Genomic DNA, 16,395 nt, shown 5'->3' with positions numbered 1-16,395 from the left:
CAATTCCTCAGAAGGCGGTGCGGAAACCGACATAGAAGCGCCGGCCGAGCAGGTCATAGGTCATCGTATCGGTGTTCGCATCGGTAAAGCTCTGGATATAGGGGGCCTTGCGATCGAAGAGATTGTCGACCCCCAGCTGGAAGCGCGTCTTCTCGTCGACCTCATAGGCAAGCTGGAGATTATGATAGAAGACATTCGGGGTGCGATAGCCGATTTCGCCCGGCGACGCATTGAAGTCGGTCGCCTTGCCGATCCATTGGGTCGACCAGGTGGCGCTGATCCCATCCTTCTCGGCGGTCAGCACGCCATAGCCGCGCCACTTCGGATAGCCGCCGTTACCGCCGCCGATGAAACCGTCGAAATCGATCGGTGCGCCGCCCGGGAAGGGCAGGACCACATATTTGTTGAGATAGGTCAGGTTGACGTCGAGCGAGACGTTCACGCTGCCGATATCATTATTGTAGACGAGCCCGAGGTCGAGCCCGTTCATTTCCTCGCGGCCCGTATTGATCGGCTGCGCCGACAGGAAGGTAACCTCGCCGGTCAGCGGGCTGCGCGTGAAATCGTCGCAGAAGGGATGCGACAGATTCTGGCTCGCGTAGCAGATCGACAGCTTGGTCGAACCAGGGATCGCACGGATCGCATCCTTGATCCTTATGTCGAACCAGTCCGCGGTGAGCGACAGGCCGGGAATCAGCCCCTTTGGCGAAATCACCGTCCCGACCGTCCAGGTCGTGGAGCTTTCGGGCTTCAGATTCTCGTTGCCACCGACCGTGGTCAGGATCGTCGTACCGAGCTGGACATAGTTTGCCGGTACCCCCGATGCCTGGCAATTGGCGATCAGCGTCGCATTACCGCTCGTCGAATAGCGCGAGCAGGGATCGGTCGTTGTCAGATTGCCTTCCGATACGCCGCCGTAAAGTTCGGGCACGTTGGGAATGCGGAAGCCGGTGCCATAGGTCCCGCGCAGGCGGAAGCTGTCGCTGATCATCCAGTCGAGGCTGGCCTTGTAATTCCAGTCGCTGCCGAACAGATTATAGTCCGAATAGCGCACCGCGCCGTCCAGCGTCAGCGCCTCGAAGAAAGGCTTGCCCGCGAGAATCGGCACGGACAGCTCGAGATAGGCTTCCTTCGCCGTGGTCGAACCCGAAATCGGATCCTGCTGGTTCGTGTTGGCAATACCGAGCACGGTCAGCGGATCGGGATCGCGCCAGCCCTTTTCCTTGCGATAGACGACCCCTGTCGCAAAGGAGACGGGGCCAGCTGGAAGGTTGAACAGGCTGCCGTTGAGATCGGCGGTGACCGTCGCCAGTTCGTTGCCGCCGCGATCGCGCGAGGTGAAAAGGATATAGTCGAGAACCTCGGGGGTCAGGTCGCCGGCGCCCAGATAGTCAGCGCAGGGGATCGCAGCTCCAACCGTCACGCTGCACTTGCTCGGGTCGATCGAGTTGCGAATGCGTTCGAGGTTGGCGATGTTGGTCGATCCGTCGATCGCCGTGTTGCGTCCGAATGCCCCCGCGACTTCCCACGCCCAATCGTTGGACAATTTTCCGCGCAGGCCGAACGTACCCTGCCAGGTATCAGTTTCCTGGAAGAATTGACGCGGCCCTGGTTCGGCAAGCCGGCGCTGGATGAGCACGATGTCCTGCCCGGTTGGGTTGGTCGGATTACTCGCCGAAATGGACAGGTTGCGGAGCGTGCCCGGCGTCGCAATCTGATTGGATTTGCGGAATGTATAGAGAAACTCGCCGAAAGCCTCGATGCTGTCGCTGAGGTCATAGTCGACGAAGAAGGCCGTGCTGATGCGTTCGACGGGGCTGACCGCGTTGAGGAAGGGCGCCGAATTGAAATTATGCTTCGCCGCGCTGTACGGCTCGAAGAAGTCGCCATCGCCGCCGGGAGTTTGATTGAAGTTGATTTGTTGCCCGTTGGGCAACACGGCGCGGCCGCCGATCGTCGAGGCACTGTTGACGCACGATAGCGAACCTGGCGTGACCTCAGCGAGCGAACAGGGCGCGCGCGTCGCCATATTGACCGCGCTGGTCTTCTGATACGTCGCGGCGATCATGACACCACCACGATCATTGCGGATGCCCCAGATCAGGTCGGCGGAAAAATCGGAACCGTCGCCCTCGCCCGTGATGCCATAGCGCGCGCTCAGGCCAAGACCTTCATAATCGGTCCGGGTGACCAGGTTGACAACACCCGCCATCGCGTCCGCGCCATAAATTGCCGACGCGCCGTCCTTCAGCACGTCGGTACGTGCCAGCGCTACGACCGGGATCATGTTCAGGTCCGGCGACGAGTTCGCGCCGGTGCCGCCTGCCACGAGACGGCGACCATTAAGCAGCACGAGCGTGCGCTTGATGCCAAGCCCGCGCAAGTTCACCTGCGCCGTGCCATAGCCGTTGCTTGTCCAATAGGCCGAGGTCTGGTTGCCCGCAAAGCCTGCATTGGCGGGAAGGCGCTGCAATACCGTTTCAATGTTGACGATCCCGGTATTCTCGATCTGCTCAGCCGAGACGACCGTGGCGGGTCCGACGCCCGCGAGGTCCTGGCGGCGGATGCGTGAACCCGTCACGACGATGTCCGAACCATTCGGCGCGTCGGTGGCCAGGGGCGGCTGCCCTGACGATTCGTCCTGCGCAAGTGCCGGCGTTGCCAAGACCGCGACTGCCGCGACGCTGGCGAGCAAAAATGTTCTGATCATCATAGCGAAACCCCCTGTTGGTTGGCCGATTTCCCTCAGAGAGCATTAAATGTATATACAGGTCAACAGGAATTTATCGAAATATATCAATTAGTTAAATGCCAAATTCGGCGCGCATCATACTTGTCTAATACGCATGCCGACGCCTCACCCCTCATCGATTTTGAAATTTTTTGCAGGGTCCGGCCCATTCGCGCAAGGAGCCGACCGCCTTCCCCTTCGACTTGCTCATGAAATGACAGGGGACGCAGATCGAAGCCATTCGGGGCCGCTCACAAGCGACTGCTCAGTGCGAAAGTATCTGTTCAAGGAATGTCTGTGCGCGTTCGCTTTTGGGAGCCGCAAAAAAGTCGGACGGCCTCGCGTCCTCGACAATTTGCCCCTGGTCCATGAAAAGAATGCGATCGGCTGCCTCGCGCGCGAATCCCATCTCGTGCGTCACGCACACCATCGTCCGCCCCTCGCCGGCCAGCGCTGTCATCACATCGAGCACCTCCTTGATCATCTCGGGATCGAGCGCCGATGTCGGTTCGTCGAAGAGGAGAATCCGGGGTTCCATCGCCAGCGCACGCGCGATGGCTACTCGCTGCTGCTGCCCGCCCGAAAGCTGCCCGGGATATTTGCTCGCCTGATCTGCGATCCGGACCTTGTCCAGATAGGACATGGCCCGCGCCTCGGCATCCTCGACCGCGACGCCGCCGACGAGGACGGGCGCGAGGGTGCAATTTTCGAGCACCGTCTTGTGCGGAAACAGATTAAACTGCTGAAAAACCATGCCGACCGCACGGAGCGCCGCGGCAGCATCGCGGGACACCCGGTTTATCCTGACGCCCTCTATCAGCACCTCTCCGGCGTCCGGCGCTTCGAGCATGTTCATGCAGCGGATCAGGGTCGACTTACCGGAGCCCGAGGGACCGCAAATCACAACGCGTTGGCGCGGCGCGATATCGAGGTCGATCGAACGAAGCGCGTGATAGCCGCCGTAATATTTTTCGAGCTGCCGCAGACTGACAGCCGCCGGAATCGAAGCGTCCGTCATGACGCCCGCTTTCCGCTCCGCATCATCCGCACCCGCCCGAAGGCCGCATCGAGATCGGCGATTAGATCGTCGGGCGCCTCCAGCCCTGCATGAATACGAATCAGCGCACCTTCGGCCTCGCCATTCGGAAAGTCGCGGATCGGCGCCGGCCACGCGGGGACCGCAAGGCTTTCGAAACCGCCCCAGCTCGACCCAAGCTGGAATAGCGAGAACTTGTTGAAGAATGCGCTGGTCTCCGGCGGGGAGAGACGATCGAGCTGGACGCCGAACAATCCCGACGCCCCCGCAAAGTCCCGCTTCCAGATCGCGTGGCCCGGATCGGCGGGGTGAGCCGGATAGCGAACCGCGACCACCTCGGGCTGACACAGAAACCAGTCGATCAGGGTCGACGCGGTGCGCTGGTGGCGCTCGAGACGCGCGTCGAGCGTCCGGATGCCCCGGTGGACCAGATAGCAATTGTCGGGGCTCGCGCAATTGCCCCAGCGCGCCGCCGCATCCTTGAGGTGGCGATAGATGGCCTCGCTGCCCGCGGTCATCGTGCCGAGCAGGCAATCGGAGTGCCCCGAGAGATATTTGGTCGCCGACGCGAGCGAGACATCGACGCCATGAGCCAGCGGCTTGAAGAAGAGCGGCGTCGCCCAGGTGTTGTCGACCGCCGTCAAAATGCCACGGCCGCGCGCGACCGCCGCGATCGCCGGCACGTCGATCATGTCGAATGTCTGCGAGCCCGGGGTCTCCATATAGATGAGGCGGGTGTTGCTGCGGCACAGGTCAGCTATCTCCGCGCCGATATCGGGCCGGAAATATTCGACCTCGACCCCGAAACGCGCGAGCACATCGGTCAGGAATTTTCGGGTCGGCCCATAGACGCAGTCGGCGACGAGCAGATGATCGCCCGCGCCCGCAAACGCCGTGAGGGTGAGCGCGATCGCGCTTGTTCCCGAGGAGGTGATGACCGTCGCATAGCCGGCCTCGAGCTCGGCGACGGCCTCAGCGAGCGCAAAGGTCGTGCGCGTGCCATACAGGCCGTAGATGACCTCGTCATAAAGCCCCCGGTGGCGATCCATATAGGCTTCGACGCTGTCGTAGATGATCGTCGAGGCGCGATCGACGGGAGGATTGATGAGACCCCGCTGATCGCTCGCGCGCGGGCCGGCGTGAACGGCGCGGGTTGGATCCTGCCAGGCGCCCCCGGCGGGTTCAGCCCGCTCGCGGGGCGATGCTGGGTCTTGTTCATGCATAGGATAATTTCCGTTCGATCTTCATGCTGAGCCGGGACAGGGAGAAGCAGAGGAGGAAGAAGATGGTCCCGGTGAAAAGATAGGCTTCGGCGAAATAGGGTCGCCATTGCGCCTCGACGTAGGAAAGGCGCGTCGTCTGCAACACATCGAAGACGCCGACGATCAGGACGAGGGTGGTATTCTTCACCTCGCTGATCGAGGTGTTGACCAGACCCGGCACGCTGACCTTGAGCGCCTGCGGCAACAGGACGTGCCGCCGCGCCTGCCATTTGCTCAGGCCGAGCGCCTGCGCGGCCTCGCCCTGCCCGGCCGATACCGCGAGCAGGCCGCCCCGGATGACCTCGGCCATATAGGCGGCGGTGAAGAAGAGGAGCGCGATCTGGACACGCGGCAGGCTGTCGATCGAAAGATAGGCGGGAACGAACAGCGGGAACATCACCGCGGCGAGAAACAGCACGCCGATCAGCGGGGTTCCGCGAACGAGCTCGATGAAGGCGGTGCTCGCCCAGCGAAGCGTGCGCCGCGACGACCTGCGACCGAATGCGAGGACAATCGCCAGCGGAAATGCGCCGACCACCGCGATGCTGGCGAGCAGAAGCGTGACCGGAAGGCCGCTCCATTTTTCCATGGGCACATGCACGAGCCCCGCGAACCCGCCTCGCAACAAGAGCACAGCGACCAGAATAGCGCCGACCCAGACCAGCCCGAGGCGACGGCCCCAAAAGCGCGGGACGAAGGACAGCGCGAGGGACAGCAGCAGTACCGCCGCTGCTGCGGCGGCGCGCCACTGCTCGGCTTCGGGATAGGTGCCGAACAGGATGAGCCGCGCATTTTCCCGCAGGAAGGGCCAGCACGCGCCGCTGGCCAACCGGCATTCGATCGCCCCGCCGGCGAAGGTCGCATCGAGCAACAGCCACGACAGCCCCTTGCCGATGGCCAGAGCCGCCAGAACAAAAATGGCGAGCGTCAGGACAGACTGCCCTCCGCCCCCGAACAGATTGCGCCGCATCCATGCGGGCCAGTCGGCCATCCGGCGCAAGGGGAAGGGTTCAAGACGGGGTGCCTCGGCACTCCGGCCCGGCTGTCCGGCGACACTCCAGCCCAGACGGCGGGCATAGCGGCCGGTGACGAAGGACAAGGAAAGCGAAAGTAGGAGGAAGGTCGCCACAATCAGACCGACGCCCTCGATGGCCTGCCCCGTCTGGCTGATGACGGTATCGACGACCGAAACAAATTCGGGATATCCGATCGCCACCCCCAGCGAGCTGTTCTTGATCGTATTGAGATGCCAGCTCGTCATCGGCGGTATCGCGACGCGCAAGGCTTGCGGAAGGACGATCCGTCCCATCGTCTGCGCGGGCGACAGGCCGAGCGCCCTCGCCGCCTCGCGCTGCCCGGCGGGCACCGCGAGAATGGCGCCGCGGAATATCTCGGCCAGATAGGCCGAAGCGTAGACCGAAAGCCCGGCAACCAGCGTCAGAAATTCGGTCGAGAGCGAGAGGCCGCCGACCGTTCCGAAACGCCCCGCCCGCGGCAGATCGACCCCGCCCCACAGGATGAACGAAAGCGAGGCGATGCCAGCCAGCGCCAGCGCGGTGCGCACCCGAACGCGCTGGCGCCCGACGGCGCCGAAGAGGATCGCCACCGCGATGATCGCGGTCAGCAAGGCGAGCCTGCCGGGATCGGAGAGCACAAGTGCGGGGAGATGCAACCCCCGATTGTCGAGATCGAACGCACCGACGGATCCTGCGGCGGGACCCGGCAACCCGAACAGCAATATGGCGTACCAGACGAACATCTGGAGCAGCAGCGGAATGTTGCGAACCAGCTCGATATAGAGGCCGGAAAGCTTCGCAAACGGCCAGTTGGACGACAGGCGCGCCATACAGATTGCGAGGCCGAACAGGGTCGAGAAAATGATGCCGAGCGCCGAGATCAGGAGCGTGTTGAGCAGCCCCACCGACAACGCAGCGGCATAGGAGTCGCCCGGCGCGTATGCGATCAGCGTTTCGCCGATCGCAAAGCCCGCCCGGTCGAACAGGAAACCGAACCCCGTCCGGATATTCCGGTCGGCGAGATTGTCGGTGAGTGTCATGAACAAGGCGTAGCTTGCCGCCAGCCCTCCCGCCAAAAGCAGCCAGGGCAGCGCGGCGATGGCAGATCGTCGCCGAACGGGGGTCATCGCATCGGCAACGGGAAGATCAGCCCGCCGTCCCGGTATAGCCTGTTCTGCCCGCGTTCGACACCGAGCGGGGTGATGTGGCGGTCGAAGATTTCGCCATAATTGCCCGTCTCCCGGATCGCCCGATACGCCCAGTCATCGTCGAGGCCGAGCGACTTGCCGAATCCCGGCAGGCCGCCCAGCATCTTGCGGACCTCGGGATCGGGGGAGGTTGAACGCATCCGCGCCGCATTCTCCCGGGTGACTCCCATTTCCTCGGCGGCGAACAGCGCGTTCAGGACCCATTTGTTGATCTCGAACCATTGCTCGTCGTCGCTGCGCACGACAGGCCCGACCGGTTCCTTGGTGAGCCGTTCGGGCAGCACGACATAATCGCCCGGCGTTGCCGTATCGGCGAGGCGGATCACCGTCAGCGTGAAGGCATCGGTGGTCATCGCGTCGCATCGCCCCGCGAAGAAGGCGAGTTTCGCTTCCTCGGGATTCTCGAAGACGACCGATTGGAAGCGGAGCCCCTTGCGCTCGAAATATTCGGCGGTGTTGAGTTCGGATGTCGTCCCCTTGGTGATACAGATCGACGCGCCGTCGAGATCCGCCGGAAGCCGCACGCCCGAGCGTTTCGGCACAAGGAAGCTCTGCCCGTCATAATACATGATGCCGACGAAATTCACCCCGAGATCGGTGTCGCGCGTCAGCGTCCATGTGGTCGTCCGCGACAGGACGTCGGCTTCGCCCGTCTGCACGATCGTGAAGCGCTTGTTCGAGGCAACCGGCATGAAGCGGACCTTGCGCGCATCGCCCAGAACGGCGGCGGCGAGCGCCCGGCAGTAATCGACGAAGAACCCCTGCCAGCGTCCGCGCTGGTCGAGATAGGACATGCCGAGCTGTCCCGTGTGGACGGCACAATTGAGCGTTCCCCGCGCCCGGATTCGCGCGAGGGTCGAACCTTTCGCCGCAGCGGCGACCTCATGTTCGCCAGAGCCCGCAGGCTTGCCGCCGCAGCCGCCCAGTAGCAGGGCGCCCGCGGCGAGTAGGGCAGAAAGCAGAGAGCGCGGCGCGCGCGACCTATTCATAATGGAAGCTTTCAATGCTAATGCCATAAAGAATAGCTATAAGGAGCGATGTGCGATGAACCTGCGTCACCTCGAAGCATTCCGGGCGGTGATGGTCTCGGGATCGGTTACCCAGGCCGCGCAGTCGCTCAACCTGTCGCAGCCCGCGGTGAGCAAGATGCTCGCCGATCTCGAGCATCAACTCGGCTTTCAGCTCTTCCTGCGCTCGCGCGGCAGCGCGCTCACCGTGACCCCCGAGGCCGATGCCTTTTTTTACGAGGTCGAGCGTAGCTTTTCCGGCATCGCCGCGCTGAAGCGGGTGGCCGAGGACATCCGCAACATGGCGACCGGAACCTTGCGGATCGCAGCGCTCCCCGCCCTTGCCGTCAGCTTCCTGCCACGCGTGATCGCGGCGTTTCGCGAGACGCATCCCGGCGTCACCATTCAGCTGCAGACACGCAGTTCGTCCACGGTGCGGCAATGGATGGCGAACCAGCAGTTCGACATCGGGCTGGCGACGCCGGCGCGCGAGTTGCCTGGCATCCGGATGGAGCGCTTTCTGCGCTGCCCCGGTGCCTGCGTCCTTCCCGCCGGGCACCGCCTCGCCGCAAAGGACGTCATCCGGCCGGCGGACCTCGAGGGCGAGCCCTTCATCTCGCTCGCGCTCGAAGACGGCGTGCGCCACCGCATCGACCGCATTTTCGAGGACGCGGGCGTCCACCGCGAAATGGTCATCGAAACCCAATATGCGATGACGATCTGCGCGCTGGTCATGCAGGGCGTCGGATGTTCGATCCTCAACCCCGTAACCGCCGCGGATTATGCTGAGCGGGGGCTTACGGTCCGTGATTTCGCGCCGGAGGTTCATTTCGAATATATGCTCTTCACGCCGATGCTGCGGCCGATGTCGCAAGTTGCGGCCGCCTTCATCGCGATGCTCGAAGCCCACCGCGACGCGATGTTCGGCGCCGAAGCCGGCTGAAGACGAAAGTCGTCGCACGCCCGCCCAGCGCCACCGATCAGAAGGAAGCGGTCGCGCGGACGTACCAGAAGCCGCCGTTGAACCCCGTCGGCGCAAAGCGGAGATACTGGATCCCGTTGTTGATCTGCGATTGGCGCGCCTCGCGGTCGGGGTAGTTGTCGAAGATATTCTCGCCGCCGACCGCGAGTTTGAGCATGTCGTTGACCCGGTAGGAAAGCTCGAGATCGACCAGCAGTTCGGCGCCGCCGGTCTGGTCGGCCGCCGGGGTCGCGCCATAGTCGGTCCATTTGCCATAATAGTTCGCGCGCGTGAGGAAGCCGAAGCGCTCGCCTTCATAGCTGAAGGAGGCGTTGCCTTTCCACTTGGGGACGAAGCCTTCGAGTTCGAGCAGTCGCTCGCGGTCGGCGGTGATCACCGGCGAAGCCTTGATGACGTCTGTCTTCGTATAATTGCCGTTGAGGCCCAGTGTTGCCTTGCCTGCGCCGAGGTCGAAGCCGACGGTCAGTACGGCGTCGACCCCCTGGGTGCGGCTGTCGAAGGAGTTGGTAAAGAAGCTCACCTGCTGGAAGGAATCCCCGCCCGGAATGCCGAGCGCCGCAAGCTGCGCCCGCTGCGCCGGCGTGAGGTTGAAATTGCCCGATACCGCGATCCGGTCTTCGACCTTGATGTTGAAATAATCGAGCGTGAAGGTGACGCGATTGGACGGCTTCACGACGATGCCGCCCGCCAGGTTGAAGGATTTTTCCGGCCGGAGCGGCGTCGCCCCGAAGAATTGCGCGACCGGATTGTTGGGCGCGATAATGCCCGCGGTCAGCGGCGCCCCGGTTATCGAGTCGATGTTGGTCTGGACCTGCGAGGCGTTCGACTGGCCCGGCGTCGGCGCCCGAAAGCCGGTGTTGACCGATCCGCGCACCGCGAAGACGTCCGAGAAATCATATCGCCCGTTGACCTTCCAGGTGAATTTCGAGCCGAAGTCCGAATAATTCTCGTAACGGCCGGCAAGGCCGAACTGGAGAGCGTCGGTGAGATTACCTTCGAGCGACGTATAGGCGGCCCAGTTGCTGCGCGCGAACTCGCCCGCCTGGATGGGACTGAAGCCCGGGAAGCCGTTCGAGCCGACCGGCAGTCCGACGCGGTTTCCTGTATCGGGATCGATGACCGACGCGAAAGGACCAACCTGCCATGATGCGATGTCGCCGGCCGTGATCTCATATGTCTCGCGCCGATACTCGAGACCGCCTGCAAGCGTCAGCGGATCGGAGGTGCCGATCGCGATGGGGTAAGTGAGATCGAGATTGAAAGCGAGTTCGCGCTGCTCGAGCTGCCCCGGCTTGAAGGATGTCGGCGACGCGAGGCCAAGCGACGGATTGACCGTATTGTCGATCCGGTAGGAAGCATGGTTCTGGCCATAGGAAGCGCTGAGGTCATAGGTCAGACCCGAGGAGAATTCGCCCTTGAGGCCGGCCGCAAGCGCGGCGTCGGTCACTGTCGCGCCGAAATCCGGGGTAAAGCCGCCGGGAAAGAGCTGGCGGAAGCTGAACCGCTGTCCTCCGGGCGTATTGGTGAGCGGAATCGAGGTAGAAATGAAGCTGGCATTGGGGTTGCGGTAGAAGAAGGCCGTCGTCCCACGGCTCCAGCTGTAATTGCCGAAGGTATAGAATTCCATCTCGTCCGACAGGTCGATACCGGCATTGACGAAGATGCGGGCCGCTTCGGACTCGGGATTACCCCAGCGCTGCGCCGGGACCGGGACGCCCTCGACGCCCGCATCGATGAGCGCCTGCGCGTCGGGGCGCTGAACGCCGCGCGACGTCGTATTCGCGTTTACATATTCGCCGCTGATGTTGACGAAACCGGCATCGGTGAAGGGAAGCCCGACATTGCCCTGGATGAGGACATCCTCGCCGTCGCCCTTGTAGAATTGGCCATAGCGGGCGATCAGCAATCCGCCTTCGCGGTCGCGGCGCAGACCGAAATTGAGAACGCCGGCGATCGCATCCGATCCATAGAGCGCCGACGCGCCGTCACGCAGAACCTCGAGCTGGCCGATCGCGATCGACGGAATCGCCGAAAGATCGGGTCCCTGCGATCCCCGGATATAGGGAACATTGGTGAACTGGACCGTCGCGCCGCGATGGCGCCGTTTGCCGTTCACGAGCACCAGCGTCTGGTCCGGCGGCAGGCCGCGGAGCGAGAAAGGCCGGGTGAAAACGGCGCCGTCGTTGCTGACGAGGCGCTGGACGTTGAGCGACGGGACCTCGGTGCGGAGAAGATCGTTCATGTCGGCCGTGCCCTTTTCGAGCAGTTCGGCGCCGGTGATGATGTCGATCGGCTGAGCGGAATCGGCCGCCTTGAGATCGTTCCGCCGCGTGCCCGTCACAACGATTTCGCCCTGCGACGCGCCCGGCTGCGGCGCCTCTTTGGCCTTATCCTGCGCGAAGGCGGCGGCGGCCGACATGCCTGCCAGGACGGCGATAATCGAGCCACTCGTGCGAAGCAATTTTCTCATGGTCCCCTCCCATTTGCGAAAGCTCTCGGCTTCGCCACCGAGCTATCTTCGCGGCCTTGGCATGACCAGAAATAATCACCACTCATCGCTATAAACGAGATGGTTATTCCATATGGTTATATCTCTCGCTGCACGGCATCGAACAGCACCCGACCGCGCGGCATGCCGGGCGCGGCGATGCCGGACACTTCGCGCAGCTTGTCCTCGACCGCCCGGGCGACATGCCGCGTCGGCACATGCTCCTTATTTTTTGTCCATATCGTGCCCGGCATGAGGATCGGGTTCGGGTTCGACAGGTTTCGGCGCTTCCGGCGCGGCCTTTGCCCGCGGCGGCACAGCGGCCTTCGCGGCGGGTTCTTGCTTGGGGCGGGATTTCTCCGGAGGCATCGCTTCTTCGGTCGGCGCCGCCGGGGCAGACGCGGCGGGCGGCTCGTCCGCTACGGGCATGGTCTCGACCATTGCGGGCGGCTCACCGGCAGTGACCTCACTCTGTTCCGGTGTGACGTCGCTCTGCTGCGCGGGCTCAGTGCCGCATCCTGCCAGAGCAAATATCAGCGCGGCGGCGCTCGCTAGGGGAATGAATCTCGTCATATCTGTCTCCTCTTCGTGTCGGCAGGTCATGCGCGGAATTCAGAAACCTTGCCGTCGCTGCCGAATGCCATCACTTCGAATGCGTCCGCGCTTCCGTCCGGCATTTCCATTCCCGGAGAACCGCGCGGCATGCCGGGCACGGCGATTCCGCGAATGTCGCGTGGCTTGTCGTGGAGGAGTCTCGCAACATGCCGCATCGGCACATGACCCTCGATCGCATAGCCGCCGATCACGGCCGTGTGGCACGACGCCAGCTGGCCAGGCACACCATATCGCGTCTTTACGGCGGCCATGTCAGCGCGGTTCTCGACAGTCACATCATAACCGGCCTTGCGTGCGATATCCGCCCAAGCTTCGCAGCAGCCGCATTCGGGATCGCGATAAACGAGCATTCGCTTGGGGCTGGACGTCTCGGCGCCCGGCGCGGGCGCCGCGCCATTCTTATCGCTGGTCGCCGCCGGGCCCGAGGCAGAATTGCATGCCGCAAGCGCCATCCCCGATCCGACCGCAATCAGGCCGAAAAGATGACGGCGCGTCATCAGATTTTTCATGTCATTTCCTCGCGAGAATGGATTTCATCTGTTCGATTTCGGCCGCCTGCCCCGCGATGATGCCGCGGCAGAGTTCGCGTATCTCGGCATCTTTGAGAGAAGCCTGTTCACACATGAGGATCGCGCCCGAGTGATGCGGGATCATCGAACGCAAGAAGGCCGTGTCGCCGATCGTCGTCTGTGTCCGGATGAGCCCGAAGCTCCCGAAGAAGGCAACTGCCGATCCCAGCAGCAGGAACGTATTGAGACGTTTCGACGGGAACATGCCCGGCATTGCGACGATCATCAGCACGACCATCGGCGAGACCATCATCAGCGTCATGTAGAGCATGTTGAGATTATTGTAGAAGCTCGAGAGGCGGTCGATCATGACGAACATCACCAGATACATGATGACGCCGCTGACGATCGTCTGCAGCGCGAGGCTGCGATAGGCTGGTTTCACGGCATTTCTCCTCGACGTGTCGCCACCCCGCGAAACTTCTAGAACCAGGCCCGCACCCCCATCACGAAGCTGACGCCGCTCGCATCCTCGCCCGCGGCGCGGGCAAAACGCGCGGTATCGCCGACCTTGCGCGCCCATTCGACGCCGACATAAGGCGCGTATTCCTTCACGACCTCGTAACGCAGGCGAAGCCCGAGCTCGAAATCCGAAAGCCCCGAACCAACGCCGGTCTCGGGGACATCCTGGAGCGCAAAATTGACCTCCGCCATCGGCTGGAGGATCAGTTTCTGGGTGATGCGCTGGTCGTAATAGCCTTCGAGCCGGGCGAGCAGATCACCCTTGTTCGAAAGAAACAGCGCGCCCTCGACTTCGAACCAATAGGGGGCGAGCCCCTCGAAGCCGATCGTCGCATAGGTGCGGTCGGGGCCGGGCCCAAGATCCTGCCTGATACCCGCCTGCGCGTTGAAATAGGGTCCGATCGCCCGGCTGTAGAGCGCCTGTACCTCGGCGCTCTCGATGCCTTCGCCGAACACGCCCTCGCCTTCGCTCTTGATCGTCAGCCGGTTAATGTCGCCGCCGTACCAAGCCTCACCGTCCCAGCGGAACCCGTCGCGGCCCTTGCGCGCCTGATATTCGGCAAGGTTGAAGCTGATGAAAGCGATGGTCTGCGCACCATTCTCTTTCATCATGTCGTGGCGCGAATGCTCCATTTCGGCTTGGGGATAAATGCGATCGGCATACCAGTCGCCGGGAGGCGCAGGCGCGGTAGCATCGCCCGGCGGCAAATCGGTGCCGCTAGCGCTGCTCGTGGTCGCCATGCCTTCCATTCCCGCCATCGCGTCCGCAGATCCGCCCTTCGGGGTGCAATGGCCCATTTTGGCATGTTCGGGCGGGCAATCGGGATCGGACGGCTGCGGTGCGCCATGATCCATCGCACCCATGTCCGAAGCGCCCTTGCCTGGAGCTTCCGCCTCAGGCGTACAATGACCCATCGCCGCATGTTCGGGCGGGCAGCTTGAAGCCTCGGGTTCCATGTCCATGCCCTGCATGTTCCCATGGTCCATCTGCTCCATCGACCCTTCGGCGGGCGCTTCGGGCGCGGACTGCGCTACGGGTGCTGGCGTTGGCGAGGGAGCGGGTGTCGGCGCGGGCGCCGCACCATGCATCGAATGATCCATCGACTGCGCCGCGGCGGGCACAGCAAAGGCCAGCGGGGCGATACCCGCGAGGAGAAGCGCGACCCGGGTCATTCGCCGTCTCCCTTCGGACGGACGCTGACGACGCGCATCATCCCCGCGTGCATGTGATAGAGAAGGTGGCAATGGAACGCCCAGTCGCCGAGCGCGTCGGCGGTGAAATCGAAGCTCGCGATGCCGCCCGGCTGGACAAGCACCGTATGCTTGCGCGGCGACCGGTCGCCCTTGCCCGTCACCAGTTCGAAAAAATGGCCGTGGAGGTGGATGGGGTGGCTCATCATCGAATCGTTGATGAGGTTGATCCGCACGCGCTCTCCCTCGATGAAGGGGATGGGCTCGTGATAGTCGGACATCTTGATGCCGTCGAACGACCACATGAAGCGTTCCATATTGCCGGTCAGATGGATGTCGAGCGAGCGCGAGGCGGCGCGGGTATCGGGGTTGCGCTCGAGCGCGACAAGGTCATGGTAGGTCAGCACCTTGTGCCCGACATTCTCCAGTCCCTGCCCCGGCTCGCCCATGCGATCCATCGGCATCGGCGAGATCGTCTGAACGCTGGGATCGCGCTTGACCTGCGGCGCGACACTGAAGTCGCGCATGCTGTGCTGCATGCCTCCGCCCGATCCATGATCCATGCCCGCCATCGCGCCGCTTTCCCCCGCTGGCGTACAATGGCCCATCTTGGCATGTTCGGGAGGACAAGAAGGGTCGCTCGCCGGCATGGGCATGGCGCCCATATCGCCGCCCGAATGGTCCATACGCGCCATCGCGCCGCCCGACATGTCGCCCATGCCCATGTCCTTCATGGTCGCGAGCGGCCGTTCGCGGAGCGGCGGCACCTCGGCGACCATGCCAGCGCGCGGTGCGAGCGTCGCGCGTCCCATGCCCGAGCGGTCATTGGCCTCGGCAACGAGCGTATAAGCACGGTCCTCGACCGGGGTCACGATGACGTCATAGGTTTCGGCGACCGCGATCTGGAACTCGTCGATTTCGGTCGGCACGACATTGAGCCCATCAGCCTGGACGACGGTCATCCTGAGGCCCGGGATACGGACGTTGAAGATCGTCATCGCCGACGCATTGACGATGCGCAGGCGTACCCGCTCGCCGGGGCTGAAGAGCGCGGTCCAGTTGTCGCGCGGACCATGGCCGTTGACGAGGAAGGTGTAGGTCGAACCATTGACGTCGGCGACGTCGGTCGGGTCCATCCGCATCTTGCCCCAATCGATCCGCTCCTTGAGCGGTTGATCCTTGCCGGCAAGCAGGCCCGCCAGCGTCTGGCGCTGCATGTTGAAATGGCCGGGATTGACCTTGAGCTTGCGGAAGATCGCCTCGGGCGACAATTGACTGTGGTCGGACAGGACGACGACATGCTCGCGGTCGTAGCCGATCGGGTCGGCGCCCGCGGGATCGATGACGATCGGGCCATAATGGCCGAGCTGTTCCTGAAGCCCCGAATGGCTGTGATACCAATAGGTCCCCGATTGAACGACCGGGAATTCATAGACAAACTTCGAGCGCGGCTTGATCCCGGGGAAGCTGACGCCGGGCACGCCGTCCATCTGGAACGGCAGGATCAGGCCGTGCCAGTGAATCGAGCTGTCCTCGTCGAGATCGTTGACGACGGTGAGGCGCGCGTTTTGTCCCTCCTTCAGCCGGACGAGCGGCGCGGGCACGGTGCCGTTGATCCCGATCGCGCGACTGACCTTGCCGTCGATGCGCATCGTCTGGCGCGCGATGCGCAGCGTTATGTCATTGCCGGATACGGTCGGAAGCGGCGCGGTGATGCCGGACGACACCGGCTGGGCCCAGGCCGGGAACCATGCGGCCATCGCCGCAGCAGCCCCTCCACCCAAAGCTCCACTGACGAACCGACGCCTTTCCATCTGCATATTCTTTC

12 protein-coding genes are annotated in these 16,395 nt (G+C 63.3%); 1 reads left to right on the top strand and 11 read right to left on the bottom strand.

Translation table 11 applies throughout. From position 1 onward, the window contains the following. Nucleotides 1-7: 7 nt before the first annotated feature. From KNJ79_RS00730 to KNJ79_RS00710, 5 genes are all read right to left on the bottom strand, one after another. Complete coding sequence (locus tag KNJ79_RS00730; protein WP_317152396.1) at nucleotides 8-2,713, bottom strand: TonB-dependent receptor domain-containing protein; 2,706 nt, start codon at nucleotides 2,711-2,713, stop codon at nucleotides 8-10. A 283-nt stretch (nucleotides 2,714-2,996) separates the two neighbouring features. After that, nucleotides 2,997-3,749, bottom strand: a complete 753-nt coding sequence (locus KNJ79_RS00725; protein WP_003046358.1) for an amino acid ABC transporter ATP-binding protein — start codon at nucleotides 3,747-3,749, stop codon at nucleotides 2,997-2,999. Beyond that, a complete protein-coding gene (gene metC / locus KNJ79_RS00720) occupies nucleotides 3,746-4,990 on the bottom strand; it encodes a cystathionine beta-lyase (protein WP_003046361.1) in 1,245 nt (414 codons plus the stop codon). Before metC ends, KNJ79_RS00725 begins: the two co-directional genes overlap by 4 nt. Beyond that, nucleotides 4,983-7,172 carry an ABC transporter permease subunit gene (locus tag KNJ79_RS00715; protein ID WP_186401282.1) on the bottom strand — a complete coding sequence of 730 codons (2,190 nt, stop codon included), beginning with the start codon at nucleotides 7,170-7,172 and terminating at the stop codon, nucleotides 4,983-4,985. The genes metC and KNJ79_RS00715 overlap by 8 nt, the downstream gene beginning before the upstream one ends. Beyond that, nucleotides 7,169-8,242: an amino acid ABC transporter substrate-binding protein gene (locus tag KNJ79_RS00710; protein WP_260833893.1), complete on the bottom strand. Its 1,074-nt coding sequence runs from the start codon at nucleotides 8,240-8,242 to the stop codon at nucleotides 7,169-7,171. The genes KNJ79_RS00715 and KNJ79_RS00710 overlap by 4 nt, the downstream gene beginning before the upstream one ends. Before the next feature lie 55 nt (nucleotides 8,243-8,297). Between KNJ79_RS00710 and KNJ79_RS00705 the strand changes: the two genes are divergently transcribed. Then, complete coding sequence (locus KNJ79_RS00705; RefSeq protein WP_186401284.1) at nucleotides 8,298-9,203, top strand: LysR substrate-binding domain-containing protein; 906 nt, start codon at nucleotides 8,298-8,300, stop codon at nucleotides 9,201-9,203. Nucleotides 9,204-9,240: 37 nt separating this feature from the next. Here the strand turns inward: KNJ79_RS00705 and KNJ79_RS00700 are convergent, their stop codons facing one another. The 6 genes from KNJ79_RS00700 to KNJ79_RS00675 form a co-directional block, all read right to left on the bottom strand. Then, entirely contained in the window at nucleotides 9,241-11,712 is a 2,472-nt protein-coding gene (locus tag KNJ79_RS00700) for a TonB-dependent receptor plug domain-containing protein (protein WP_317152395.1), read from the bottom strand. A gap of 243 nt (nucleotides 11,713-11,955) precedes the next feature. After that, nucleotides 11,956-12,303 carry a hypothetical protein gene (locus KNJ79_RS00695; protein WP_003046382.1) on the bottom strand — a complete coding sequence of 116 codons (348 nt, stop codon included), beginning with the start codon at nucleotides 12,301-12,303 and terminating at the stop codon, nucleotides 11,956-11,958. A gap of 26 nt (nucleotides 12,304-12,329) precedes the next feature. Then, on the bottom strand, nucleotides 12,330-12,797 hold the full coding sequence (locus tag KNJ79_RS00690; protein ID WP_223181175.1) for a DUF411 domain-containing protein: 468 nt from the start codon (nucleotides 12,795-12,797) through the stop codon (nucleotides 12,330-12,332). A gap of 58 nt (nucleotides 12,798-12,855) precedes the next feature. Beyond that, a complete protein-coding gene (locus KNJ79_RS00685; RefSeq protein ID WP_223181178.1) occupies nucleotides 12,856-13,245 on the bottom strand; it encodes a DUF305 domain-containing protein in 390 nt (129 codons plus the stop codon). Nucleotides 13,246-13,337: 92 nt separating this feature from the next. Then, nucleotides 13,338-14,549, bottom strand: a complete 1,212-nt coding sequence (locus tag KNJ79_RS00680) for a copper resistance protein B (protein WP_317152394.1) — start codon at nucleotides 14,547-14,549, stop codon at nucleotides 13,338-13,340. Continuing rightward, nucleotides 14,546-16,381, bottom strand: a complete 1,836-nt coding sequence (locus tag KNJ79_RS00675; protein ID WP_394357140.1) for a copper resistance system multicopper oxidase — start codon at nucleotides 16,379-16,381, stop codon at nucleotides 14,546-14,548. The genes KNJ79_RS00680 and KNJ79_RS00675 overlap by 4 nt, the downstream gene beginning before the upstream one ends. Nucleotides 16,382-16,395 lie beyond the last annotated feature (14 nt).

The organism is Sphingopyxis indica (genome assembly GCF_032879645.1).
In the GTDB taxonomy this organism is placed as follows: Bacteria; Pseudomonadota; Alphaproteobacteria; order Sphingomonadales; family Sphingomonadaceae; genus Sphingopyxis; species Sphingopyxis indica.
This window is presented reverse-complemented; position numbering and strand designations above follow the sequence as displayed.